The sequence below is a fragment of the Corynebacterium aquatimens genome (assembly GCF_030408395.1).
GTDB classification, from domain to species: Bacteria; Actinomycetota; Actinomycetes; order Mycobacteriales; family Mycobacteriaceae; genus Corynebacterium; species Corynebacterium aquatimens.
Genome location: NZ_CP046980.1, coordinates 1,938,972 through 1,963,684, shown reverse-complemented (window position 1 = coordinate 1,963,684; position 24,713 = coordinate 1,938,972). Strand labels below are relative to the sequence as shown.

At 59.0% G+C, this 24,713-nt stretch carries 18 protein-coding genes and 1 tRNA gene; 9 read left to right on the top strand and 10 right to left on the bottom strand.

Annotated elements, in window-relative coordinates; genetic code table 11:
• Nucleotides 1-18: 18 nt before the first annotated feature.
• Both CAQUA_RS08880 and CAQUA_RS08875 read left to right on the top strand, forming a co-directional pair.
• Nucleotides 19-1,113, top strand: coding sequence for a potassium channel family protein (locus CAQUA_RS08880; protein ID WP_231375990.1), 1,095 nt, complete (start codon nt 19-21; stop codon nt 1,111-1,113).
• A gap of 2 nt (nt 1,114-1,115) precedes the next feature.
• A complete protein-coding gene (locus tag CAQUA_RS08875) occupies nt 1,116-3,164 on the top strand; it encodes an ATP-dependent DNA helicase UvrD2 (RefSeq protein ID WP_196825448.1) in 2,049 nt (682 codons plus the stop codon).
• Here CAQUA_RS08875 and CAQUA_RS08870 read toward each other — a convergent pair.
• Both CAQUA_RS08870 and CAQUA_RS08865 read right to left on the bottom strand, forming a co-directional pair.
• Nucleotides 3,119-4,066, bottom strand: coding sequence for a hypothetical protein (locus CAQUA_RS08870; RefSeq protein ID WP_196825449.1), 948 nt, complete (start codon nt 4,064-4,066; stop codon nt 3,119-3,121). The genes CAQUA_RS08875 and CAQUA_RS08870 overlap by 46 nt on opposite strands.
• A gap of 20 nt (nt 4,067-4,086) precedes the next feature.
• On the bottom strand, nt 4,087-5,442 hold the full coding sequence (locus CAQUA_RS08865) for a zinc-dependent metalloprotease (protein ID WP_196825450.1): 1,356 nt from the start codon (nt 5,440-5,442) through the stop codon (nt 4,087-4,089).
• A gap of 96 nt (nt 5,443-5,538) precedes the next feature.
• Here CAQUA_RS08865 and CAQUA_RS08860 point away from each other — a divergent pair, with 96 nt between their 5' ends.
• The gene (locus tag CAQUA_RS08860; protein ID WP_290178235.1) at nt 5,539-6,648 is read left to right on the top strand and encodes a YlbL family protein; all 1,110 of its coding nucleotides are present in this window, start codon (nt 5,539-5,541) and stop codon (nt 6,646-6,648) included.
• 2 nt (nt 6,649-6,650) lie between these two features.
• Here CAQUA_RS08860 and CAQUA_RS08855 read toward each other — a convergent pair whose 3' ends face one another.
• Together CAQUA_RS08855 and CAQUA_RS08850 are read right to left on the bottom strand one after the other, a co-directional pair.
• Nucleotides 6,651-7,319: a hypothetical protein gene (locus tag CAQUA_RS08855; protein WP_196825451.1), complete on the bottom strand. Its 669-nt coding sequence runs from the start codon at nt 7,317-7,319 to the stop codon at nt 6,651-6,653.
• 23 nt (nt 7,320-7,342) lie between these two features.
• On the bottom strand, nt 7,343-7,870 hold the full coding sequence (locus CAQUA_RS08850) for a PPA1309 family protein (RefSeq protein WP_290178234.1): 528 nt from the start codon (nt 7,868-7,870) through the stop codon (nt 7,343-7,345).
• A gap of 113 nt (nt 7,871-7,983) precedes the next feature.
• Between CAQUA_RS08850 and CAQUA_RS08845 the strand changes: the two genes are divergently transcribed.
• Both CAQUA_RS08845 and CAQUA_RS08840 read left to right on the top strand, forming a co-directional pair.
• Nucleotides 7,984-10,986 (top strand): UPF0182 family protein, encoded by a 3,003-nt coding sequence (locus CAQUA_RS08845; RefSeq protein ID WP_196825452.1) that lies wholly within the window; start codon nt 7,984-7,986, stop codon nt 10,984-10,986.
• A gap of 151 nt (nt 10,987-11,137) precedes the next feature.
• Nucleotides 11,138-11,214 (top strand) — tRNA-Met (locus tag CAQUA_RS08840).
• A gap of 130 nt (nt 11,215-11,344) precedes the next feature.
• Here CAQUA_RS08840 and CAQUA_RS08835 read toward each other — a convergent pair.
• The 6 genes from CAQUA_RS08835 to mobF form a co-directional block, all read right to left on the bottom strand.
• Entirely contained in the window at nt 11,345-12,529 is a 1,185-nt protein-coding gene (locus CAQUA_RS08835) for an IS1249 family transposase (RefSeq protein ID WP_196824321.1), read from the bottom strand.
• Nucleotides 12,530-12,712: 183 nt separating this feature from the next.
• A complete protein-coding gene (locus CAQUA_RS08830) occupies nt 12,713-14,017 on the bottom strand; it encodes an ISL3 family transposase (protein ID WP_196823808.1) in 1,305 nt (434 codons plus the stop codon).
• Between the two features lie 117 nt (nt 14,018-14,134).
• The gene (locus tag CAQUA_RS08825; protein WP_196825453.1) at nt 14,135-15,502 is read right to left on the bottom strand and encodes a class I SAM-dependent methyltransferase; all 1,368 of its coding nucleotides are present in this window, start codon (nt 15,500-15,502) and stop codon (nt 14,135-14,137) included.
• Nucleotides 15,503-15,591: 89 nt separating this feature from the next.
• A complete protein-coding gene (locus tag CAQUA_RS08820) occupies nt 15,592-16,317 on the bottom strand; it encodes a hypothetical protein (protein WP_196825454.1) in 726 nt (241 codons plus the stop codon).
• A gap of 163 nt (nt 16,318-16,480) precedes the next feature.
• A complete protein-coding gene (locus tag CAQUA_RS08815; protein ID WP_196825455.1) occupies nt 16,481-18,664 on the bottom strand; it encodes an ATP-dependent DNA helicase in 2,184 nt (727 codons plus the stop codon).
• On the bottom strand, nt 18,649-20,124 hold the full coding sequence (gene mobF, locus CAQUA_RS08810; RefSeq protein WP_196825456.1) for a MobF family relaxase: 1,476 nt from the start codon (nt 20,122-20,124) through the stop codon (nt 18,649-18,651). Before mobF ends, CAQUA_RS08815 begins: the two co-directional genes overlap by 16 nt.
• 840 nt (nt 20,125-20,964) lie before the next feature.
• Here mobF and CAQUA_RS08805 point away from each other — a divergent pair.
• From CAQUA_RS08805 to istB, 4 genes are all read left to right on the top strand, one after another.
• Nucleotides 20,965-21,318, top strand: a complete 354-nt coding sequence (locus CAQUA_RS08805; RefSeq protein ID WP_082313300.1) for a pentapeptide repeat-containing protein — start codon at nt 20,965-20,967, stop codon at nt 21,316-21,318.
• A gap of 67 nt (nt 21,319-21,385) precedes the next feature.
• The gene (locus CAQUA_RS08800) at nt 21,386-21,790 is read left to right on the top strand and encodes a hypothetical protein (protein ID WP_196825457.1); all 405 of its coding nucleotides are present in this window, start codon (nt 21,386-21,388) and stop codon (nt 21,788-21,790) included.
• Nucleotides 21,791-22,401: 611 nt separating this feature from the next.
• Nucleotides 22,402-23,883 (top strand): IS21 family transposase, encoded by a 1,482-nt coding sequence (gene istA / locus CAQUA_RS08795; RefSeq protein ID WP_231375610.1) that lies wholly within the window; start codon nt 22,402-22,404, stop codon nt 23,881-23,883.
• The gene (istB, locus tag CAQUA_RS08790; RefSeq protein ID WP_331273463.1) at nt 23,880-24,620 is read left to right on the top strand and encodes an IS21-like element helper ATPase IstB; all 741 of its coding nucleotides are present in this window, start codon (nt 23,880-23,882) and stop codon (nt 24,618-24,620) included. Before istA ends, istB begins: the two co-directional genes overlap by 4 nt.
• Nucleotides 24,621-24,713: the final 93 nt, after the last annotated feature.

Here is a 24,713-nt window from a genome sequence, read left to right as displayed (position 1 = left end):
GTGGCCTTCCGAAGCAAGCTGGGTTTACGGGACCGGTTCAGAAATGACGGTGAACTGACAAACCTTCCTGATCACGCGTTGCTGAACGTTATTCGGTTGCCGCAGTCAGCCCGTGCGACCCCATGGGTGTTGTTCACCAGCAGGATCGGCTACGCCGTGCTCATCGTGTTCGTGATCGCGCTCGTGGTCTATTTCGATCGGGGTGGGTATTCCGAGCCGCTGACGTTCATCGACGCGGTGTATTACTCCACGGTGTCGTTGTCCACCACCGGATACGGTGACATCACCCCGGTCACGCAGACCGCGCGACTGATCAACATCTTTATCATCACACCAGCCCGAGTTGCCTTCCTGATGCTCTTGGTCGGTACAACGCTGTCGGTGCTCACTGAAGATTCGCGAAAAACGCTGCAACTACAACGGTGGAGGAGAACCGTGCGCAACCACACCATTGTCATTGGATACGGGACAAAAGGCCGTTCCGCGGTCGACGCGTTGTTGGCTGAAGGCATGCTGCCCTCCCACATCGTTGTCATTGATGGCGACAAGGAAGCTCTCGCGCACGCTGAGAACAAGGGAATCGTGGCTGTTCACGGTAACGCGACGAAGTCCGACGTGCTGAAGATCGCGGGTGTGTCCCGCGCGCGTTCAGTTGTGGTAGCCCCTTCCTCCGATGACACCGCGGTGCTTGCTACGTTGTCGATCCGCGAAATCAACCCCAGCGTCCACATTGTCGCGTCCGTTCGCGAAAGCGAAAACCAGCACTTGCTTGAACAATCGGGCGCGGACTCAGTGGTGATCTCCTCTGAAACCGCGGGTCGCCTCCTAGGTATCGCGACCGCGACGCCGTCGGTGGTGGAGATGGTGGAAGATCTACTCAGCCCCGATGAAGGATTCGCGGTGGCGGAGCGAGTGGTTAGTGACGATGAGGTGGGAGCCAACCCGCGGCACCTCGCTGACATTGTCCTCGGTGTGGTGCGTTCGGGTGAGCTTTACCGTATCGATTCCCCAGAAGCGGAGACCGTGGAGCCCGGGGACAGGTTGCTCTACATCCGTTACGCCGACGGTGCGGCGGATACGCAGAATCCCCTTGAGCCCCCGGAAGAGGACTAGGGATGGTCGACCTAGCGCAGCTTGATCCTGATCAGCAGGTTGCCGCATCCGCTCCGCGGGGGCCGGTATGCATTCTGGCCGGCGCTGGTACGGGTAAAACCCGAACGATTACCTACCGCATCGCGCACTTGATCGATGAGGGCTTTGTTTCCCCGCAGAGGGTTCTGGCCGTCACGTTCACGTCGCGTGCCGCCGGGGAAATGCGTGATCGGCTTCGCGTAATGGGCATCTCGGGTGTCCAGGCGCGCACGTTCCACGCGGCCGCGCTGCGCCAACTCCGCTACTTCTGGCCGCAAATCGCGGGTGATCTCCCGTGGCAGCTGATTGACAACAAGTTTCCGCTCGTCGGACGCGCCGCGCGGGCAGTGGGTATGGAATCCCACAAGGACATGGTTAGGGACCTGCTGGGGGAGATTGAGTGGGCGAAAGCCTCGCTGATTTCCCCTTCGGCGTACGTGCAACGGGTTGAGGAGAGCCCGCGTACACCGCCCGCGGATGCGGAGAAAGTGGCGGCTGTCTACCAGCGGTATGAAGACTCGAAGACAAGCCCTGACGGGATGTTGTTGGATTTCGATGATCTGCTGTTGCACGTTGCCGGCGCGTTGGAAAACGCCCCTGCCGTAGCCGAGGAATTCCGCGCGCAGTACCAAACGTTTGTGGTGGATGAATACCAAGACGTCACGCCGTTGCAGCAAAGGGTGCTGGATGGGTGGTTAGGTGGTCGCGATGATCTCACCGTTGTGGGGGACGCGAACCAGACCATTTATTCGTTTACGGGGGCAAGCCCCGACTATCTGCTGAACTTCTCCCGGAAGTACCCGCACGCAACGGTGGTGAAACTGCAAAGGGACTACCGTTCCACACCGCAGGTCACGGATCTGGCAAACACAGTGATCGGCAAAGCGACTGGGCGCGTAGCGGGAACCCGATTGGAGCTGCAGGGCATGCGCGCCCCGGGGCCGGAGCCAACGTTCGCGGCCTACGATGATGAACCGACGGAGGCGCGCGAGGTAGCGCGCGCGATCTCCACGTTGATTGCACAGGGAGTTCCGCCGCGGGAGATCGCGGTTTTGTACCGCATAAACGCACAGTCAGTTGCGTTTGAGCAAGCATTGTCGGACGCCGGGATCGTGTACCAAGTGCGCGGTGGTGAAGGATTCTTCACTCGCCCCGAGGTGCGTGAAGCAATCTCCGCGCTGGTGAAAGCCGCGCGGCGAACAGACTTGCCCGATGACCCGGTAGCAATCGCAAAGGCCGCGCTTGCCCCGCTGGGCTTGAGCGCCACTGAACCCGAAGGTGCGCAAGCCCGTGAGCGTTGGCAAGGGCTCAACGCACTGGTTGGCCTGATCACGGACATCATCGCCACGCAGGAGGCCGACAGCCTCGAAGGGGTTCTGCGTTCCCTGCGCACCCGCGCTGAATCCAAGCAGCCGCCGTCTGTTGACGGCGTGACGCTGGCCAGTCTGCATGCCGCGAAGGGGTTGGAATGGGATGCCGTTTTCCTCGTTGGCTTGGTGGAAAAAACTTTGCCGATCTCCCACGCGATTAAGGCGGGGGAGGAACAGATTGAAGAGGAACGGCGGCTGTTCTACGTAGGCATCACGCGTGCGCGTGAGCACCTTCAACTGTCGTGGTCCTTTGCCCGTCAAGAGGGCGGCCGTGCTTCGCGGGAACGTTCCCGCTTCATGGACGGAATCGCCCCGCAGCTGGAGATTGAAGAGGCGCCGTCGAGGCTGACGCGCAGCCGGCTATGCCGCGTTTGCAACGGTGTTCTGACGGCGCCAGCGGACAAATCCCTCGGCCGCCACCGCGACTGTGAACCCACCTACAACGAAGCTGCCTTTACTGCGTTGAAGCAGTGGCGGTTGGATACGTCGCGGCGTGAGCAGCGCCCCGCGTTCATGGTGTTCACCGACGCAACGTTGTTGGCGGTTGTCGAGTCAATGCCGTCTTCAGCAGGGGAATTGCTGGATATTTCCGGAATCGGACCTTCCAAACTTGAGCTTTATGGCGAGGAAGTTCTGGCGGTTCTGGCGCCGTTCCGGGAGTGATCGGTTTCGGTCTGGGCCGTGTCGGTCTGGTCGGTTTCGGTCTGAGCGGTTGGGGAGTGCCGCAAGAAGCAGACGGGGCACAGTGGGTGCGGGTGATCGAGTCGTTGGGTGACCATGGGCATTCCAAATGGGTCGGCGGTGAAGACGTGCCCGGGCACTGGGGCGGGGGCGGCGACGCCGGGTGGGTCGGGGATGCCAAGGATCCTGCGTGTGATCACGGTGGCTAGCATCGCGCCGGAGAGGACGACGCTCGGGTCGAGTCGTGCAGGGGTGGCTGCTGCGGAGACTGAGATGTTGTGCCACTGCTCGTCGTGGGCGGTGTCCGCTAGGTGGGCGCACATGGGGCAGGGTCCGTGGGGCCCATAGGATAGGGGGCCGACGCGCACGCGTGCATCGACGGTAGCCACGGGAATGCGCCAGCCTGTATGGAAAGTGAGCATCCGGGAAATCTGGGGAGTGTCCGCTAGCTGGTCAACGATGAGGATCGGCGCGTCAGAATCGGTCCGGTCTAAAAACCCGGCAATGGTTTCACCGCTTACCGGCATGCGGACCGAGATCCCCAGGGCCTGAAGCGCTGAAGCTATCTGCCCAGCGAGTGCAGATCGGCCCAGTAGTAAAACCCGGTGGCTCACCGCCGGAACCAGGATGCGGTACGCAACCAAATCGTCGATAAGCTCGCGTGCGCTCGTGGGCGTCATCCCGTCCAGGTCCGCGCAACTGGAAACGAGGTCTTCGACGTCAATGGGGTCGTGCGCACGCTCAAACACAGCGAGAGCCTGATCAGCTGGCACGTTGATCGCACCGCTGCGCGTCGCGTCGACGCCGAACTGAATGGTCGACTCATCGCGCCGCAGTACGCGAACCCCCGGTGCGAAACGGACGGTTCGAACTTCGCTGTTCATTTCTTTCCCCCCTCGTAGTCCTACTCGCTGTCCGGTGCGCCTCCTGCGCGACGGTCGTCTTCGCTGGGGCCGGGTTCGTTTTTCAGCATTTCTTCGAGCTTGGCCACTTCCTCATCGAAGCTTTCATCCGGCGCGTCATCCAGCAGGGTGTCGATGAAGGCCGCGGGGTTTTCCAGGTGGTCCGCAGTAGGCAGCAGGTCTGGGTGCTCCCACACGGCATCACGACGCTCGGTGCCCACGGCATTGGTGATGCGGCGCCAGAGTTCCGCGGCCTCATTCGTACGGGGATCGCCGAGCGGGATGCCCACGATGTTGGAAAACGCGTGCTCCGCGGATCCGCCGGTTGCGCGGCGGCGAGCCCACGTTTCCGTCAGCGCGGACACGGACGGAATGCGGTCGTTGAGGGCTTCTGCGACCACAACCTCAACCCACCCTTCGACGAGCGCCAGAAGCGTTTCCAGCCGTGATGCGGCACCAGCGTTGCGGGAGCCGATCTTTGGAGAGAGGTCGAGGTTTTGCAGGCCAGCGAGCGATTCCTGCATGCGAGCAGGATCGCCGGACTCCATGTTGAGGTCGCGCAGGGCTTCCTCAATGTGGGATGTGTCCAGCTCCAAGCCGACTGCGTATTCCTCAACGGAGGAGACGATGCTTTCAACCAGCCACGGAACGTGCGTGAAGAGTCGGGTGCGGGCTGCTTCGCGCGCGGAGATGTAGACCAAGACTTCCTGCTTGGGAACAGAAAGCTCGGTAGCGGTCGATTCGATGTTCTTCGGCACCACGCCGATGATTCCGCTCGGCGCCACGGGAAGCCCAAAGTCAGTTCCGGTGAACGCGGAATTAGCCAGATCGCCCAGCGCACGCCCCAGCTTCGTGCCCAAACCCATCGAGTTGAAATGCGTGATCATCGTTGACAGCGGGCCCAGCATTTCGCGTGCCTCCGCCGGCATCATGTCTAGTTGTGCGCGAGCCATTTGCTTAGCGACGGGCTCCACAAGCCGTTTCCACATCGGCATCGTGTTTGTCAGCCATTCGTCCGGACTCCATGCTTCCGGGCGCGCGCCGGAATCGGGGAGGGAGGTAGCGTTGTCCAGCCAGAGATTGGCCAGGCGGACAGAATCTTGCACCGCTTGGCTGTCATTGGCGGTTGATCCAGATTTGTTTTTCAGCTGTTGACGGGCGGCGCGCAACGCGACGTCAAAGTTGACCGCTGAGGGCTCCGCCGAGTCATTTCCGGGCGCGCCGGGCGTGCCGGGCATGCCCGGCATGCCACCAAACATGCTGCTGAACTGGTTAAAAAATTCCCCAAAACCACCGGGACCTCGGTCGTCACCGTCCCGGTCGTCGTTAGAGAAAGAAAATCCAAATCCTGAAGCCATGCAGTCCACCCTACCGACTGTGCGCAATCACTGGTTCGAGTCGGTTTTGGCTCGCATTGGTTTTTGGTGCCCGGCTACTGATGTAGGCTAAGCCGGGTGAATCAGACCCCCGCGCCGACGCGTCCCACCCCGCCGTTGTGGCGGACAGTTTTTGCGTGGGGCGTCATCCCGGTGACGTTGGGGGTCGGGCTGACCGTACTGGACCACGTCCCGGGCACCGATATCTCCCTGACCGTTCCGTACGCGTCCGAAGGGCCTGGGCCAACGTTCAACACGCTCGGCGAGGTCGAGGGCACCCCCGTCATCCAGATTGAGGGCACGGACGAGGACCCCACCAGTGGATCGTTAGATATGACGACGGTGTCGGTGCGCACCGGCATGACGTTTGGCCAGTTCATGTACATCTGGCTGACCACGGGGGATTCGATCGTCCCGATCGAACAGATCATGCCCCCGAACGTCAGTGAGGAGGAGATGAAGGAGATGAACAAGCAAGCCTTCCTCGCCTCCGAATCAGCGGCAACCGTCGCCGCGATGCGCTACCTGGGTAAGCCAACCCGGGTTGTGGTCTTTGAAGTCGTTGATAAGTCCGCTGCTGATGGTGTGGTGAAACCGGGGGACACCATCACCAGCGTCGGGGGAGAAAAAGTCTCTGAGCCCACGGAAGTGCAAAAACTGATCCAAAAACGCGCGCCGGGGGACACAGTCACCATCGGCATTGAGCGCTCAAAGGAGGACGACAAAGAGGGCGCGCTGGAGCGACGCGAGGTTGAGGTCACCCTTGGAAAGAATGAGAAAGATGCGTCCAAGGCGTTTCTAGGTATCAGCATGACCTCTGAGCCCGTGGGGGACATCAGGGTGAATTACAACCTCAATGACATCGGCGGACCCAGCGCCGGGATGATGTTCTCTCTCGCCGTGATCGACAAACTTTCCCCCGGTGAGCTCAACGGGGGCAAAAACGTCGCGGGAACGGGCACGATCGCTGAAAACGGCGACGTCGGACCCATCGGTGGCATCGAGCACAAAATCGTCGGCGCGAAGAACGCGGGTGCGGAACTCTTCCTTGCACCGAGCGACAACTGCGCCGCAGCGGCCAAGGCGAAAAGCGGCGACATGGTGATCGCCAAGGTCAGCACGATCGCTGACGCCGTGAAAGCGATGGAAGATTACGCCGCGGGGCGCGACGTAATCACATGCAAGTAGCGCTAGTTTGCCACAGTGACGGTTTCGGTTACCTGGGGATCAGATGATTCCTCAGCCGATTCGGTGCTGCTCGCGTCCGTTTCGCTACCTTCACCGGTCAGCAGCCCCAGGGACTCGATGCGCTCCTTGGGATCTTCATTGCCGGTTTGCATAAACTGCTGCAAAACCTTGCCGTCCTTGTTGTCCACAACGCTGATGACTGCGGAATCAGCCAGGGACATCCAGCCGACGATGCGGTCCCCGTTTTCCTCAATCACCTTTGCGTTGCGGGAGGACGTCAAAAGCTGGGTGGTTGATGAAGCCTTCGAATCAGAATCGAAGAACTGGAACTGGCCCACTTCCGGTCCCGAGCACTCGTAGTACTCCTTGCGGGATGCAGAGCAGGACTTGAACTCGTCGAAAAGCGAATCTGGCGCGACGGACGCGAAGATCTCCCGCACTTTAGTGATGGTGGGGTCTTCCGCCTCGGACGTTTCCGTGGTGGACTCTTCTGCGGACGAGGAGGTTTCCACCGATGTCTCAGCAGGAGTCGTCTGCGTGTCGGGGTCTTCCTGCGTGGTACACGCACTCACTTGGGCCGCGAGGCACACCGCAGCGGCTGCCGCGAGAACACGGGAGAGCCCAGTCTTCCCGCCGCGGGTGCGGTGTACGGGTGAAACGAAAATCGGCACGGGTGTCTCCTTTAAATCCGGTGTTAGAACGCGGCGGGCGGGGTAGTAGCGTGCCCGTCGAACCTCCCCAAACTATATCGGAGAGCCGAAATCACTGCCGGAGCAACCGCGTCACCCCCGCGGAGTTCATCTGCCCCGTTGTCCTGGGGGATGCTCAGCAACGTGGTCTCCGGACCTGCGCGCAATACACCTGAGACAAGCAGCGCGGGACGGGCAGCACCGTCGTCGACCGGCGTGGAGCTTGGGTCCCGAAAGCGGATCTCCTGGGCCAAGATGACGCCTTCAACCGCGTCCGGCCACTGTGTACTGGCAATGTAGGCGGCTAACTCATCACTTCCGGACACAAGCTCTTCCGGGAGTTCATCTTGAACCACCAGTGTCAGCGGCGCCGATTCGTCGTCAAGCGAGCGCTGCAAAGAACCCGCAAGAACAACCGTGGGAACTAAAGCGAACAGCACCGGCCGCGAAAGCGGGGCGAGGTTTCTTGCGTACTCCACAGCTTCGCTCATCGCCGCGTTAAGCGCTTGTTGGGTATGGGCACGATCGGACACAGGGAACCCTTCGATGACGTTGGACGTTAAAGACTTTAGGCTTAAATGTTAGGGCTTAATTGTTAGCGCTTAAAAGTTAGCCGAGATAGAACGCATACATAAAGGAGCTGGATGTGGCCACGCGCCTCAACCGTCCCCGCCCAAGCGGTGGGAAATCCACGAACCGACTTTTGACCATCGTCGCCATCATCGGTCTCATAGTTTTTGTGACACCGATGCTGGTGGGCCTCTACACAGACTTCCGCTGGTTCGGTGAGATCGGCTATCGCGGAGTGTTCTCCAAGACATTGCTCACCCGCGTTGTGCTGTTCCTCATCTTTGGCCTGCTCGGCCTGGGCGTGAGCTTCGCGGCGTCCTACCTGGTGTGGCGTGGGCGGCCGTCGCTTCCGAACGCCGCGATTTTCGACGACCCGACGTCGCCTGCGGCTCAGTACCAAGCCAGCGTTCAGAACACGGTGCGCGGCATGCTTGTATGGCTCCCCGTCTTCGTCGGTCTGATTACCGGTGCGATCGGTCAGGGTGCCTGGCGCACGTTCTTGCTGTGGATTAACTCGAAGCCGTTTGGTTCTGCCGACGCTCAGTTCGGCCGCGACCTTGGTTTCTACGCGTTCACGCTGCCGGCGCTGTCAGCGCTCGTGGGTGTGGCGTCCATGCTGCTCATCGTCGCCTTCTTCATCGCCTTGGTGGGGCACTACCTGCTGGGCGGAATCACCGTGGGCAACAACATCAAGGGCACTAAAGGGTCGATGACCAAGGCCGCCCGCATCCAGCTTGCAGTCACGGCAGGTCTGTGGATGCTGGTCAAAGCCGCTGATTACTGGCTGGACCGCTACGCGCTGACGTACGACCAGAATGATGTTTTCACCGGCGCGTCCTACACCGACATCAACGCCAGCCTGCCCGCCCGCATCATTTTGGTTGTCATCGCCGTGATCGTCGCGGGCGCGTTCTTCGCCTCCATCGTGTACAAGGACATGCGCGTGCCCATCCTGGCAACCGTTTTAATGCTGGGTTCGTCTGTGGTCATCGGCCAAGCATGGCCGGCATTGATTGAACAGTTCTCCGTAAAACCGAACCGTGCGGCGAAGGAAGCTGAGTACATCGACCGCAACATCAAGGCCACGCGCGAGGCGTACGGGCTGACGGACGACAAGATCACCTATGAGCAGAACTGGGGATCCGGGGACACCAAAGACGGGGAGGTGGGCAACGATAGCGCCACGATTTCTAACATCCGCCTGCTAGATCCAGAGATTATTTCCCCGACGTTTACGCAGAACCAGCAGCTGCGTAACTTCTACGGATTCCCCGATACGTTGGCAATGGACCGCTACACCGTCGATGGTGAGCTGCGGGACTTTGTTGTTGCCGCACGTGAGGTCAACCCCAATGCCCTGAGTGAAAACCAGCGTGACTGGATCAACCGCCACACCGTCTACACCCACGGAAACGGCTTCATCGCCGCGCAGGCAAACATCGTGGACGAGGCGGCCCAGGATGCGGGGTCCACCCGCGGTGGCCTCCCAGTGTTCTCCTGGTATGACTTGCAGTCCAAGGGCAACGAGACTCGTGAGAAGGCCGCCCAGGACCTAGGCATCGCGGTGGACCAGCCACGTGTCTACTACGGTCCCGTCATCGCCTCTGCTGAGGACGGCCGGGATTACGCGATCGTCGGTGACATCGGTCAGGGCGACCTGGAATACGACACGGAAACCACTAAGTTCACCTACGACGGTGAAGGTGGCGTGGGCATTGGCAACTGGGTGGACCGCACCGCCTATGCGCTGAAGTACCAGGAGATCAACTTGCTCCTGTCTGACCGCGTGGGCGGCAACTCCAAGATTCTCTACGACCGCGACCCGCGCCAGCGCGTTGAAAAGGTTGCGCCGTGGCTCACCACCGATTCCCAGACGTACCCCGCGGTTATCGACGGCCGGATTAAGTGGATCGTCGATGGCTACACGACGCTGTCGCAGCTGCCATATTCCCGCCGCACGTCCCTGTCGGATACAACGCAAGATGCTCTCAACCCCGAAGGGACTAACCAGCGCCTTGTGAACAACAACGTCGCGTACATCCGCAACTCCGTCAAGGCCACTGTGGATGCGTACGACGGAACGGTGGACCTGTACGCCTTCGATGACAATGACCCCGTGCTGAAGGCGTGGATGGGGGCTTTCCCGGATTCGGTTAAGCCCAGCAGCGAAATCTCTGATCAGCTGCGCCAGCACCTGCGTTACCCGCAGGATCTGTTCAAGGTCCAACGTGAGCTGCTTGCCCGCTACCACGTGTCTGATCCCGGCGTGTTCTTCAACAACGACGCATTCTGGTCGGTGCCCAACGATCCGACAGCGCCGGAAGGCCGCCAGGAATTCAACCAGCCTCCGTACTACATCGTGGCGTCTGATCCGGAGACCCACAAACCAACGTTCCAGTTGATCACCCCGTACCGCGGCCTGAACCGCGAGTTCTTGGCGGCGCACATGACCGTGACCTCTGACCCGGAGAACTATGGCAAGATCACCGTGCGCGTGCTGCCCACGAACACCCAAACCCAGGGTCCGAAACAGGCCCAGGATGCACTGATGTCTTCCGACCAGGTGGCGCGTGACCGCACGTTGTGGACAGGGTCCAACACGTTGAAGAACGGTAACCTGCTCACCCTTCCGGTGGCTGACGGTGAAATCCTTTACGTTGAGCCGATCTACTCGCAGCGCAAGGACCAGGCATCCGCGTTCCCGAAGCTGCTTCGCGTGCTTGTCTTCTACAAGGGCCGCGTGGGTTACGCGCCGACCATTTCCCAGGCGCTCAACCAGGTCGGCATCGATTCGAAGGCTGCCCAGGACATCGACCTCGTCGGTGATGAAGGCGAGGACAACGACGGTCAGCCGGACCAACCAGACGCGGAGAAGGCCCAGGCACCGTCCGACCAAGCAGACAAGAACGACGCCCCACCGGCACCCGCGGGCCCAGCCAACCAGGAGGAAGCCGTCAAGCGTATCGACGACGCCCTGCGCAACCTTGAATCCAAGCGCAACGGCAGCTTCGAGGAATACGGCAAGGCTCTCGACGAACTGGACAAAGCAGTCGCCGAATACCAGAACATGACCAAGTAGGGACTCGCGTAAGGGCCTGTGCCCAAGCGTAGTGCCGCAGCCTTCTACCAGGCGATTTGGCCTTATCGGCTCTGCGTCGTATAGTTGCTAACCGTTGTCAGCGATCAGGACATACGGACTGATTGCTCCGACGCGGTGAGTAATCACCTGGCGCGGGGTGGAGCAGCTCGGTAGCTCGCTGGGCTCATAACCCAGAGGTCGTCAGTTCGAATCTGGCCCCCGCTACCAACTTTGATCCCCTACCAGGAGAAATTCCCGGTAGGGGTCTTCTTCATTTCCGGTCAGAATCGCGAGTTAAGTGGGTTAATAGACAAAAAGTGTGTCTGGTCGGCGTGTCGCCGGTGGGGCACGCTTTTTGTTATTTGAGGGGTCCTTTTCTGATTCCTACTGAGTGTTCGTAGTCGGTTGGGATAGCGTTGTCGTAGAAGGCTGGTCGGCCTGTTTGATGGTCGGATTCGTTTCGGTCTTTAGTGACGAGATCGGGAACTTTGGCGAGTTGATCTTGTCCGAACCTGCACTGCCTGGCGATCTGTAATGGGGCGTCAGGCAGTTGCGTTTTCGAGTGCAGGTACCATTCGAGCATTTTGCGTTGCCGCTCTCCTGATCTGCCGCGGTGGGCGTCAGCGATGCGTTTGAGTTGGGCGTTGATCCCGCCTTCAAGACTGTTGGTGGTTGCTGCCCACCGGTCGGGTTCGAGTGCGTCTGTCGGGGGTTGGAGGTAGGTGAACAGCCAGTTGTTGCGTGAAAGGTGCACAAGCGAGTTGTAAGCCCTACGCACACGGATATGGGTCCATTCCCATTGGTGGTTGAGGGTGCGGCGCTCTTTGGGTAGGAGTGTTTTCTCGTTGAGGAAGGCCTTGTAGACCACTGCGAAGTCGTGTAGACGCAGCGTCCATTCCCGGGCTTGGTCCACGGTGGTGATCGTGGTCAGTTTCAGCGCTAGTGCATAGATGGCCTTGCCGGCATCGGTGCGGGGGCGTGTTGTGGTGTAGCGGCGGACAACGCGTTGGGCATGGACGAGACAGCGCTGGATCAGCGTGTTGGGCCAGCAGGCTTTGATGGCGGATAAGGCGCCTTGGCCGCCGTCGAGGACGACGCATAACGGTGCGGCGATGCCGCTTAGTAGTTGAGTGTAGGCGTGGGCTGATTCGCTTTTAGCCCAGTGCCAGGCGATGACGTGGTCGCGGCTTGCGGCAACCAGCAGGCAGCCAGCGTCGGTGTAGGTGCCGTCGATGAAAATCTGGTCGTAGACCCGGTGTGGGTCTGGGGTGTTGGGAACATCGATGAGCCAAAACGGGGCGAACCGGCGGTCGAGCGTGCGGCGGGAGACGTTCAAGGTACCAGCTACGTCGTTAAGTGACGCTGTGCCAGTGACGTAGGCGTGAAACGCTGTGAAGTCCCGAGCTTGGGTTTGGTCGGTGCGGTGGCGTATGAAGGTGGCTCCGCAGTCTTTGCACCGCCACCTAGTGGAGCCTTTGGGAGTGGGACCGTTTTTCTTTGTTTCCCCATGACATGAGGGGCATCGTGGTCTGTTTGGTGTCACCGGGAAAGCACACCAACACCCCGCTAGCACATGAAGGTGCCATTCCGGTGGATTGAACGAAAAACGAGCCAGAATAAGGCGAAAAACCCTATTCGAGCCCGATTTATGCAGCCTGATCAGCAGATATACCGGAAATCAGACACACATTTTGTCACTTAACCCAGTTAAGTGGCTCTTCGTGTTTTAGAGTGCGTTGATCTTGGGTTGGAGGCCTCCGGAGTGGATTAGGCACCGCAAGATGTAGTGGTTGATGTTGCGGAATCCGAGGGCGATGCCGCGGAGGTGCTCGAGGCGGCCGTTGATGGCTTCGACCGGGCCGTTGGAGGCGCCGATGTCGAAGAACGCGAGGATGTCGGCGCGGCGTTTGTGCAGGGTACGACCGAGTTGGGCGAGTTCATCAAGCCCGGCTTGTCGTAGCCCGCGCAGCCGGTTGATCAACCGGCGCATCTTCGTTTTCGCGCGGGTCTTGTTCGGGTCTTCGTAGCAGTCGATGATCTCCTGGTACACCAGCCACGTTTCTTGCAGCACGGCGTAGTCGTCGTCGTAGTTGAACAACACATCCAGGCGGTGCTGCTGCTCACCGGTTAAAAAATCGATGCGGGTGAGCATGGTGCGGCGGTTTTTATATAACGGGTCGTTGGTTCTGCCGCGCCTGCCGTAGGTTTCACGCTGCAGCCGCTGCCGACACGCGGTGACTTTGTCGCCGGCAAGACGCACCACGTGAAACGGGTCCATCACCCGCCTGGCCTGAGGCAGGGCTTCATCGGCTGCGGTGGCGTAACCCTGAAACCCGTCCATGGTGATCACCTCCACCTGGTCGCGGAAGATTTTCGGACGTTGGTTGATCCAGCGGGTGAGCACTTCGGCGCTTCTGCCCGGGATGACATCAAGCAACCTGGCCGGTTGGCCGGTGTGCTGGTAAGTCATGTCCACGATCACGGTGACGAACCCGCCGCCGGCAGCCTTGCGGTTGTGGGCCCACTTGTGCTCGTCAACCCCGATGACGCGCACCCCGGCCAAGTGGTCGGGGTCGGCGACGAGGGCTCTGGCCATGGACAATGCGAGATCGCATGTCAGCTGCCAGCTAATCCCGAGTGCTTTGGCGGTGGCGGCAACGCTCATCCGGTCGATCGCTAAGCGCTGCAGGATCCAGCGCACCACCCGGTGGGTGACCTTCGAGCGGTCATCAGCGCAGGAAAGCGAAGCCCGGAAAATCTGCTGGGCGCAGGAATCGTTGCTGCATAGATACCGCGGCACCCGCACCCGCAGCCGGGTGGGAAACCCGACCACCGGCAGATCCACCAGTTGCCGGTAGGTGTGATCGCGCAACAAGCCCGGTTGCTGACACGACGGGCAGGCATTGATCGGGTCGAGCGTTTCACAGTCGATAACGGTGCACTCGTCGTTGTGCGCGGCATTGGTGATCGCCAACCCAAGCTCCGCGGTGCGGCAAATGGTGTCGGCGACGATGTTGGAACTAGGCTGCATACCAGGGTCCTTGTTGGGTTGTGGATTGGCTTGAACACCTAAATCCTTAACCCAGCAAGGACCCCCACATCTTGTGCAACACCCCAGCACCCCAAGAAACGACCAACGCACTCCCAATCACGAAGAGCCCGTAAAGTCGCGGTGGAGAGTTGTAGCCTCCGGGTAGAGCAGGGAGCTAATGCGAGACGCGATCGGATCGAGTTCGATCCCGGTAACTTCGACGGTGTTTGGTGCCGCACCGATAAATCCGCCTATGCCAGATCCTGGCTCCAGCACGTGGCCACGGTCAAATCCCGCTGTCTGCAGCGCATCCCACATAGCTGTTGTGACCCCAGGAGCGGTGTAAAAGGCCGTGGTCACCGAGGCTCTGAGCTGGTCAATGCTCACATTGTCAGGAAGGGCGGCCACCAGGTCGTCATATTCACGTGCCCATTGATCATTATTGGAACGGAAAACCTGGTCAGCAGCACCCCAACCTGAATAGGTTGCCAGGGTTGTCTGCTCCTCGGCTGTCGGCCAGCGATTTTCCTCATCGAGTGTTGCTAGCAGTTTGATGGCCTCGATGTTGGCGTGAGCACGTGCCTTCGCACCCTGAGGTGCCAGAGACTCAGCAGGTGGAGAAAAGCTCAGCGCGGTACCGGATCGTGGTTGGTCGGCAGATGCCTCGGTGTGCGTGTCGTCCTCATCGGCGCGGACGGCGATTTCGGCATATGCGTCAGTGAGCAGTTCGTCGAGATAAGACTGCACGTGGACAGGAGCCGACTCACGCAGGGTACTCAGACTCTCGTGACTCGCCTGCAACTGGGTCTCGTCGAGGTCCGCCGGAAGCTCGGAGAGAAGTAACCGAGCCGGGTCATCATCGGCGGTTGTACTACGGATATGGCCCTCGGCCCAGGCCATAATTAGCTCGTCTCGGTCAAGATGCGCCAGCAGCGCATCGCGAACAAAAGGACTAGTGGTGCGTCCTAAGCGCAGCTGCTCGCGATAAAACTGCGGGTTCTCTGCCACCTGGTCAGCAACAATCAGATCTGTGGCATCATGTGCCCAGTCTCCCAAAGCAGACAGTGCCTCACGGGCAGGCGGAGTTAGCTGCGTGGTGAAGTCGGGGGTTTCCCAGCGTTCAGTAATCTGGCGAATGTTGTCGTCAGTAAGCTCGTCAAGGCCGACGCGCCCAAAGGCAGCGTCGGCAAGCAACAAATCCGTATCGTCAGGATCGCGTCCGTCGGTGTAGAACCGGCCACGGCGAGCCAGCTCTAAATGCGCGCGTGAAATATATTCCTCGGTGGCCGCTGGGCTGTTGACCATAGCTGTCAGGTCATCGACGGATTGTTCAGAAAACACGCGACCAACGGTGGCCCAAAACGGGTTATCAGCCACCTCGCCGTTGGCATCACGAACCAAGCCCGACCGAGTGGCGAGCGCTTCAAGCTGGCTCCGCCACGTCTGCAGAGCATAGCCTTCCAGGGATTCTGGCTGGTCGACCAATTGCTCACGCTGGTCGAGGTCAGCAGCCAGTAGGCGGTACTGGTCGGCGGTAATAGTTGCAGGGCTGGTAGTTGGCTCGCTGCTCGGCGCTAGAGTAAATCGGCCGCCCGGGAGGAATTCTCCTCCTCGGCCAGATACTTCGCGGTTATCGGTTCGGTTAGCTCCTGGTGGATAATCTGATTGGCGGTGAGTATCTGCTCCTGCTTCCACAGGTTTCGCATTGCTTCCGCGCTGACCGGATACTCGGCCTTCCGGTTCATCCACTGCTGAAAGTGGTGAATCTTGCGCTGCGTCAGTAGCAAATCGACCTGCTCGTTCAGATTCTTCCACCGGTCGTCGATTGTCGCTGGATCGGTGGGAAGCCCCAGTTCCTGGTGTGCTGCCAAAACTGTTGATTTCATCACTGCGTTCTCGGCTGCGGATGTCCGGTTGAAGGGACGATGCGCCAGCAGTAGTGGATGAAGTATTGCCCACTGCCCAGGGTACTTGGCCTGAGCCGGGGCTAGGAGCTGGGTTGCGAACTGGTGTTGGCGGAACTGAAAAATCAGGCGTCGACGATTCCGCGCTACGTCGGCGTCTGTCTCCTCCGGCGCTCGATTGTCCTCCAGTTCCTTCGTGATTGCTGGTAGGAATCGTTCGCTGAGTTCGTCGGCCAGAGCCTCTAGAAACTGGTACACCTGCGGCGATGTCGCTGGCTGATCCATCAGGAGCAGATACTGCCGAATCAGTCTCGTATCGAAGGTCTCCACGTCGTAGTCCGGCATCAGCCAATGGTCGTCCGGCGGAGTCCAGTGGGCGGATTCGATCAGCGGCATTGTTCTTCTCCTTGTCGATATTGGCGAGTGAGTCGGTGTCAAAGAGTGACAACTGGTCGTTGCTAGGCACGTTCCTGCGAGCCATACTATCGCTCCTTCTTGAGGTTATAATAGTTATAGGTAATTTTCAACGGTTTTCTGAGGGTGCTCGATTTTTTCGACGTTAAAGTTCGAAGTCGCTATCCTGTGAAGTCTCATACTCGATTTGCGGGATGGTGGATTGGTTGGTGTGCTCATGGGCGGCGGCTCGACGGGCGGGTCCCTGTGCTGCTGCTTCCTGTGCGGCTGTGCGCACGCGGGCGCGGAACATTTCACGCAACTGCTCACGAGAGTGTTTAGAATCATTGTTTTCCTGCACTTTCCTTTCGGGCGTTTCTGTCACAGTGACGTTTTCGAGCTGTGTGGATAACTCGACGGCAAACGCGTGTAGTTGCATGTCGGTCGTTGGGGTCATCGGTGGGATATGCGTGTCCTTTAGCGGTGAACCAGGGGAGTGAAGCTGGTCAATCCGGGAAGCGATAACCGCGCCGAGATCACGTTCGGTAGCGTCGTATCGACACACCTGTGCGAGACGGTCGCGGAGATCGACACCGCGTAATGCGGCACGCCCCGCCGCGGTGCGAATGCGAGAGACTGCCTGCTGGTCAATGCGATTGGCGGCGTTGATGGGCAGTTCGTCAAGGAGGTGCTCGGTGGCACTTGCTGCGTAATCAGCAGCGAGGGCCTGCACTGCGGTGCGATACAACTGACGCTGGCGTTGTGGGTCGGAGTCTTGATTTGCAAGATTCTCGGCGATGTCGGTGGCTGCAACGTGGCCGTGGTCGCGATGGACGGCGCGTGTCAGAACATCGCGAGCGGTCGGCGCTTGAGCATCACCGTCCATGTGGAGGTGTGCTTCTTCTTCGGCTTCATCGATGCTGGTATCTGTGATTGCCCAAACGTGGTTTTCTGCTCGTCCTCGGGTTAAGGCCACGTAAAGTCCGCGTCTATCAGTAGTCGAGTCCACCACTGCGTGAGTGGTATCGACCGTGACACCTTGGGCGCGGTGGATCGTGGAGGCATACCCCAGCTGGCAATGCTGGCGTACATAGTCGGCATCGAGAACAATCCCGCGACCATTTTCAGTGTTAATGGCGGTGATTGAGCCGTCTTTCCCAATGCGGTCAATCTGCCATTTCTGGCCGTTGAGAATCTTGTGTTCGCTGCCGTCAGGCTGCCGCATGACCTGGTTACGGCGGGTCAGAATAGTGTCACCAACATAGGCGGTGTGATGATCTCCAAGCTGCGCTTGTGGCGGGTTTTTACGCAAAAGACGAGCTAACCAACCGGCGGAGGCTTGCACCTTGCCACGGTCGATAAGTTCGCGCTGAATGCGAGTGTTGGCATCATCGACCACCGCGTTGGTGGACGCGACGAGAAGCGTGGAGCGTCCACGGTCAAAATCTGCCAACCACGCATCCACGGCACCAGAGACCATGTCGGAACGTGTACCGCCGCTAATCCAGCCACGCCGGTCGTACTCATCGAGTCCAGACGCATCGCCTCGACGGGTTTTCAGGCCAGCATGAGCCTGGGCGGTATCGTCACCCTGCCGCATCACCTGGTCAAGCTCGACGGCAGAAGTGCGCTTACATACGGTACGGAACAGGCCACCGGTTTCCACCGCGTCAAGCTGGTAGGGGTCACCGACCATACGCACGACTGCGCCTGTTTCCTCCGCGATTTCGACAATGGCGGCCAAATCATCTGTGCTTGCCATGCCCGCTTCATCAACGAGCAGCATGTCGCCAGGTCGAATAGTCTTACCAATCGCACGCTGGATTGCGTCCACATTCTTCGGGCTTGAACCAATCCTCCCGCGCCAGCGGTAGGTCAGTGACGCCAACGTATGGCCAGTTTCGTTGATGTCTCCGCCGAGAGTCTTGGCAGCGACCGCCGACGGGGCGAGCGCGAAAACCTGTTTACCTGAGTTTCTCCACGTGTCGGCGACAACGGCCATCGAGGCCGTCTTACCGGTGCCGGCGGGGCCAACACCGGCGACCGTTTGCATTCCGGCAGACAGCAGGTGCCGCGTCAGCGCTTCCTGCCCAGCATTGAGTGCAAACCCTTTAGCTTGCTGGTGGCGTGCCAGAGCACGGTCAATCTCGGCGTTGGTGACAACGTGAGCTGTTGGCTCGACAGCCGAGTCCAGGACAGTGTTTTCCGCCGCAAGTATGTCGGCGCTGGTGTAGACAACCTGGTCGGCGCTGCGGTCAAATAGTTCACCATCTTCGGTAAGCAGTCGACCGGGAATACGGTAGGACGGCTGTGGGGTCAGGCGTACAGCAGACTCTAAAGCTCTGTCCATGACGTGTGCGGTGGCGAGGGCGCGTTCGCGCTGGGAGGGGAAAATCCAGGAAGAAAGTTCCTGCTCCACAGCAGTGTGGAGGTGGTGGCGTCGGAATTCGGAGCGCCGCGATACTGCAAGAGCAATCGCTGATTCCGCCTGTTCAGTAACAAAATCACCCCACCCGTCGGAGTCAACCGCCGGTGCAATTGCTCGGGCATCAGGTGCGTGAGAGACATTTTTTCCACCGCGTCGGTAGCCGAGTTGCCGAAGAACTGTCGGGCTTCGGCCTGCCATGTTTGACGCAAGGATTCCAGTGATTGCGCTGTGTCCTTGCTCGGTCGAGTATCCAACACGGCTTGTTGCCAGAGCTTTCGGCTCGCGCGCAGTCCCGGTGTCCGCCCGTGTGTCTGCCGGTAGGCTTCTCGAAGTTGCTCATATCGTGGACGCGCGCCAGCGCGTCGTTTGGAGAAATGAGCAATCATCTTGGGATCAATGCCTGCGATTTCCCACACGGGTTGTTTGGCAGGGTCGGTCTCATAGTTAGTAAACGCGAGGTCGAGTTCATCTCCTAGTCGCTGCATCATGAGTGCGTTGTAGTGGGTGGATGCGGCAACGGCAGACTTCATCAACGACATTCCTTCAATGCTCCGCCACTTTCCGTCGGGGCCTTGGACTTTGTTTGAAACCAGGCAGTGCGTGTGAAGATCCGGATCACCGCTACGGGTGTCGTAATGGACAAACTGTGCGGCAATGAGGCCGCGCGTGCGCGTTAACTTCTTGACTCCATTGACCTCACAGCGGGTACGCAGTGCTGTCTCATCGAGCCAATCCAGGCAAGCAGAGACGCACTCATTGTGAACGGCCTCAATGGTTTTCCGCGTCTCCTCGTCGCCGAGTGCCCACAGCACAGAGATAGACTTCGCTGGTGAAAACGTCAGGTCGAAGCCAGCAGTAGCCTGGCGAACGGAGTTTTTCTTCTCGTTGACCCACGCCAGAATCTCCTTTGGCGTCGCATTCGAGTAGCCGGTTTCGTCGCTGTAGTGCTTGCGTGCGACATCGACCGCGATGGTGTTTCGTTCCTGCTCGGTGGGCCTGCGCCCAGCGTGGTAACGGAACTGTTTCTCCATGGTCGATAGCTCTTTGAGTACCTGATGGCCGCCGGAGTAGAACGGGTAGGCGCGACCGAGTTGTACGTCAGCAATGGACGCGCCGTTGGCGATACGGGAATCGGCCTCGGGGTGAAGCCCCTCGCCGTAGAGTGCAGCCATGTGCTCCTGGGTGACAGTTGTGCCTGCTGTAATGGCAGTGGAGTCGAGGCCGGTGAGTCCGCGCCCGTACCAGCGGCCAGGGGGAGTACCGGTGGCTTGGTAGTAGTCACCGAGTTTGGTTTTTGTCTCTGTGTCAACGTCGGCAGTGGCAACGTTGCGTAGGAGATAGGCGTACCCATCTCCTGCGTTGACCACTCGAATCGACATCATGAGCGTGACGCTAGGAAGAAAAATTGCAGAAGTTAAGACCTACTTTTGGGGTCTGAACGATGACGAACTTAAGCTATTTTTCACCCTTGAGCGTTCGCGCTGGTCAGCCCCTAAGAAGTGGCAGATGTACATCTGCAAGAGGTGTGTTGCTCTTTAGGAGCAATGTGAAAAACACCACAAGAACGGTAAGGCATGTACTGATAGTGACTTGGCGGATATGCTTAAGCACAGATCTTCGAAGTTAGTACACGAGAGAAAGTGCTCAAATGAGGAAAAGACTAGGCATCATTGCTTTGGTCGCATTCGGCGCAATGATGGTTCATGCTCCGATCGCTGAGGCATCTTCGGAGGTAACGGATTTTGGAAGCATTGAAGGACTGCCGGTCTCAGAAGATTCGTTAAGTTCGGAATTACTTCTACGTGGTGCTAAAACAGCCTTTATGTCAGGCGGGGGAGACGGCTATCGGATTGTCGGAGAGTGGGACGACAAGAATGGCCGACGAGTAGTGATGCGTGAACGTGCTCGGTCAAAGATTCAGTCAAAACACGGGCTTAGTGCTAATGCGCCGCGAGTAGTTACCCAGTATGCTCCCAAGATTGAAACCTTTAACGGCGGAGATAGAGTCGAATACCGATTGCCGATGGATCATATTCGATGTGAGGGATGGGGGCCGACCAGGAAATGCCGCAAACTGGAGACTCGGGATGTTCTGGCAGTAGTCGGATTCAACAAGGTCACCGATGGGCGACCATATGGTGTTGTAACAACATACTGCCCATGGGTAGAGGGACGCTGTCCTGACTGGGTAATCAATTCTCCTCAGCTGAAGTAGGTGCTCGATGTACAGAGAAATGTCTGAATCCTCTCGTCGAGAATTACGAGGAAAAGACCTGAGGGGTAAAGATTTCTCAAACTATGATTTATCCGCCGCTGATTTTGAAGGCTCCCAGTGCCAGGGATGCTCCTTCCGAGGAGCAATGCTGGCGTGGTCTAACATGAGGAATGCGAACCTAATTGATGCAGACTTTGAAGGCGCATTCCTTAGCGAGGTTGATTTTCGGGGCGCGGTACTTGATGGAGCGAAGTTTTTCGACGCTTGTCTTCTACCGGTTTATGCTGAACCTGAGCAGTTCAGAAACAGCATAGGACTGGCCACATCCTCCGTTGATATACACCGTCCAGATGGAAATTAGTGAGTGTTAGCGCTTGTTGTGGGGGTAGCGTCTTAACTTTGTTTCTGCGCGGTGTTTTTCTTTGGGCATGGTGACTAAAGACAGAAGAGCACAAGCCCGCCGTCGTGCGCGCGAGCTTCAAAAGGAAGAAGCCGACCGTCTTGCCCGTATGCGGTCAGCGCGTACTGACGCATTCATCGCGTTAGAAGCGTTGGACGACGCGCTTGAGTCATTTGGGCTGGCGCTTGATAAGTTGCTGGGCGAGGGAGAGAAAAAGGGAAAGCTGGCGAAGGACTTCACTGTTCCCATGCGCCGGATTAATGAGGCGCTTGATCTCGTTGGTTCACCGCACGCCCGCAAAGCGGAAACTGAGCAGAAACCGGACAGCGATGATGAGGCAGACGACGATACTGAGGTAGAGGAGTCCAACTCTGATGGGGGTGCAGGCGAGGAGCCGGATGCCAATGACTCGGCTGCCAGCAACAATTCCTAATCGTGTCGTTGAGTCGTTTTGGAGAAAGGTAGTGAAAAGTCCGTCTCCTGATGGATGTTGGATTTTCACGGGAGCGATTTCTTCGCCTGATGGCTATGGTCGGATTAATTTTCGTGTTGATGGTCGGCAGTATTCGGTGTCAGCGCATCGTTTCGCGCTGATGCTTTCCGGCACTGATATATCGAATTCTGATGTTGTAGCGGACCATCGTTGTAATGAACCGCTATGTGTACGGGTCGGTTCACATCATGTGATCGCGTCGACTCGGGAGGCAAATGCGCGATACGCTTCGCTGACCGGTCGAGCACGTGGCCAGCGCCCAGGGTTGGACACTCAGAATCGGTTGTGTCTGGTCTGATGTAGGTGGTCCAGTTCGGCTTGGGAAGTAGTCCGTTTCGGCGGCCTGTTTTGGTCCGTTTCAGCGCGGAAAATTAGGCCACTTGCCCATGTGGCTGTGACTGGTGTGGCCCCTTTTTTGGAAAGGGAAAGGGCCATGCCGATTAACCACCCCAGTAGGTTTCTGTTCCTGAGAGATGTCCCATCTTCGTTTGGCCGCGAGGTCCGGGACTTGGGTTTTTTAGGAAGGGACCAGAAAGTAGATGACGATCAGCATGACCACGATCGAAACTATCAGACAGCTCGATGACGAGGGAATGTCTAGACGAGCGATCGCGAAGGCGGTCTCGGTATCGCGCGCTACGGTCGATAAGTACGTCAACCAGGACGATTTCAGCCCGACCGCGCCGGTGACGACACGCAAACCAGGCTCAATCGTGCTGGGTGAGGCGTTGTGCGCGGTTGTTGATCAGTGGCTTGAGCAAGACCAGCGCATGCCACGCAAGCAACGCCACACTGCGCAACGCATTTGCGACCGGCTTACCAACGAGCATGGGTATACGGGCTCGTATTCACCGGTGCAGCGCTACGTAAAGCAGTGGAAACAGGACCACCAGGCTCCGGGGGATGGGTTTATGGAGTTGGAATGGTCACCGGGGGTCATCCAGGTCGATTTCGGCCAGGCAGAAGTCATCATGGCGTCAGCCGCGCGGGTTGTGCACCTTCTGGTGGTGACGTTTCCGTATTCAAATATGCGGTTTTGCAGGGCCTTTGCCGGCGAAACCGCTGAGTGCGTCATTACCGGGCTTTTAGATGTCATCGACGCTGCCGGCGGGGTGCCGACTGAGATGGTCTTCGATAACGCGACCGCTGTTGGGCGCCGTGTCGGCCCGAAAGTGGTGGAATCGGAGCTTTTCGCCGCGTTCAAAGCGCACTATAGGACGAAGGCGCGGTACTGCAATCCGTACTCGGGCCATGAGAAAGGCAATGTGGAAAACGCGGTTGGGTTCATCCGCCGAAACCTGCTTGTGCCTGTGCCGGAAGTAGCCTCCCTGGCGGAGTTGAACACCATCTTGGAGTCCGGGTGCGCCGCGTTTGCTACCCACACGCACTACAAGAAGGCAGCCACGGTCGCTGAACTGTTCAAACAGGATCAGCAGGCGCTGAAAGCATGTCCGTCGGTGCGGTTTAACCCGGTGCGTTTCGAAGTGCGCCGCACCGACAAAACCGGCGTTGTCACCCTAGACGGCAACCGCTACCTGGTCGGGCCTGCCTGGGCGAACAGGCAAGTCACGCTGGAGTTGTCCCACGACACCGTCACCGTTTTAGACGACGACACCAAACGCATCATCGCGCTGCCGAGAGTCTTCGGCACCGCAGAATCGACGGTGATCAACCCGATGAGTTTGCTGCCTGGGTTAGCGAAGAAACCCGGGGCGTGGACGAACTCACCGCTTCGCCATCACATGCCGGACGCTGTCGTGGGCTACCTCGACGGGGCGGATACTGCTACACGCCGGGAGTTTTTCACCCACGCCGAAACCACCGCCACAGAATGCGGATTCGACGCCACCGTCACCGCAGCCGCCGCACTATTAGAAACCAACGCCCAACCAACCGGGCCTCATCTGGGTATCGCCGCACGCTACAGCGCCCCACCACCAACACAACAAGCGCGAGCGAACCTCACCACCTACGACCAGCTCCTTGCCACCACAACCACCACCTCACAGCATGCGGAGGCGACCTCAAAGTGAGCACCGATACCACCAACAACAAAGATCGCGTTGTCGTACTTGGACGCCAGCTCTACCTCACCACCGCCGTGTTACGCGAGTGCGCAGACCATGCCACCCCACGCCAGTGCGACATCCTCATTGAGCTCTTCGAAGCGGAGCTTTCTTCCAGGGCCGCATCCCGAGCCCGCCGCCTGATGCACCGCGCGCGTGTCCCGGTACGCAAAACCCTCGACAGCTACGACTGGTCCCCGGTCGCCCTGCCCGCCGACATCACCCGCGAACACCTCACCACACTCGACTTCCTCAACGGGTGTGAAGACCTCGTCTTCTACGGCGATGTCGGAACCGGGAAAACACACCTCGCTATCGCACTGGTCACCCAAGCCTGCCTTCAAGGCATCCCAGCAAGGTTCTTCACCGCCGCAGGACTCGTCGACCATCTACGAAACGCGAAACACGCAGGCAAGCTCGACAAAGAGCTCGCATCCCTGGGCAAAAACGAACTTCTCGTCATCGACGAACTTGGCTACATCCCCATCGACACCGACGGGGCAAGACTTCTCTTCCAAGCAATCGCCGACGCATACGAACAACGCAGCCTGATCAACACCACCAACCTTGCATTTTCCCAATGGGGCCAAGTCTTCGGAAACGACGACATGGCAGCCGCCGCAATCGACCGCATCGTCCACCACGGCCGCATGATCACCTTCACCGGCCAGTCCTACCGCATGGCAAACGCCCTCATGAAATAACCTCCAAAACCCCAGCAACGCTCACACGGCCCAAAACCGTGCAGACCTGGCCTAAAAAACCGAGCCGAAATGGCCTACTACAACTTGACAAAA

What these genes read in the sequence shown, in the direction of transcription:
- CAQUA_RS08875 (WP_196825448.1), top strand. Translation starts at nt 1,116, where the DNA reads ATGGTCGACCTAGCGCAGCTTGATCCTGATCAGCAGGTTGCCGCATCC.
- CAQUA_RS08870 (WP_196825449.1), bottom strand. Translation starts at nt 4,066, where the DNA reads ATGAACAGCGAAGTTCGAACCGTCCGTTTCGCACCGGGGGTTCGCGTA.
- CAQUA_RS08865 (WP_196825450.1), bottom strand. Translation starts at nt 5,442, where the DNA reads ATGGCTTCAGGATTTGGATTTTCTTTCTCTAACGACGACCGGGACGGT.
- CAQUA_RS08830 (WP_196823808.1), bottom strand. Translation starts at nt 14,017, where the DNA reads ATGCAGCCTAGTTCCAACATCGTCGCCGACACCATTTGCCGCACCGCG.
- CAQUA_RS08820 (WP_196825454.1), bottom strand. Translation starts at nt 16,317, where the DNA reads ATGCCGCTGATCGAATCCGCCCACTGGACTCCGCCGGACGACCATTGG.
- CAQUA_RS08815 (WP_196825455.1), bottom strand. Translation starts at nt 18,664, where the DNA reads ATGGACAGAGCTTTAGAGTCTGCTGTACGCCTGACCCCACAGCCGTCC.
- mobF (WP_196825456.1), bottom strand. Translation starts at nt 20,124, where the DNA reads ATGATGTCGATTCGAGTGGTCAACGCAGGAGATGGGTACGCCTATCTC.
- CAQUA_RS08805 (WP_082313300.1), top strand. Translation starts at nt 20,965, where the DNA reads ATGTACAGAGAAATGTCTGAATCCTCTCGTCGAGAATTACGAGGAAAA.
- CAQUA_RS08800 (WP_196825457.1), top strand. Translation starts at nt 21,386, where the DNA reads ATGGTGACTAAAGACAGAAGAGCACAAGCCCGCCGTCGTGCGCGCGAG.
- istA (WP_231375610.1), top strand. Translation starts at nt 22,402, where the DNA reads ATGACCACGATCGAAACTATCAGACAGCTCGATGACGAGGGAATGTCT.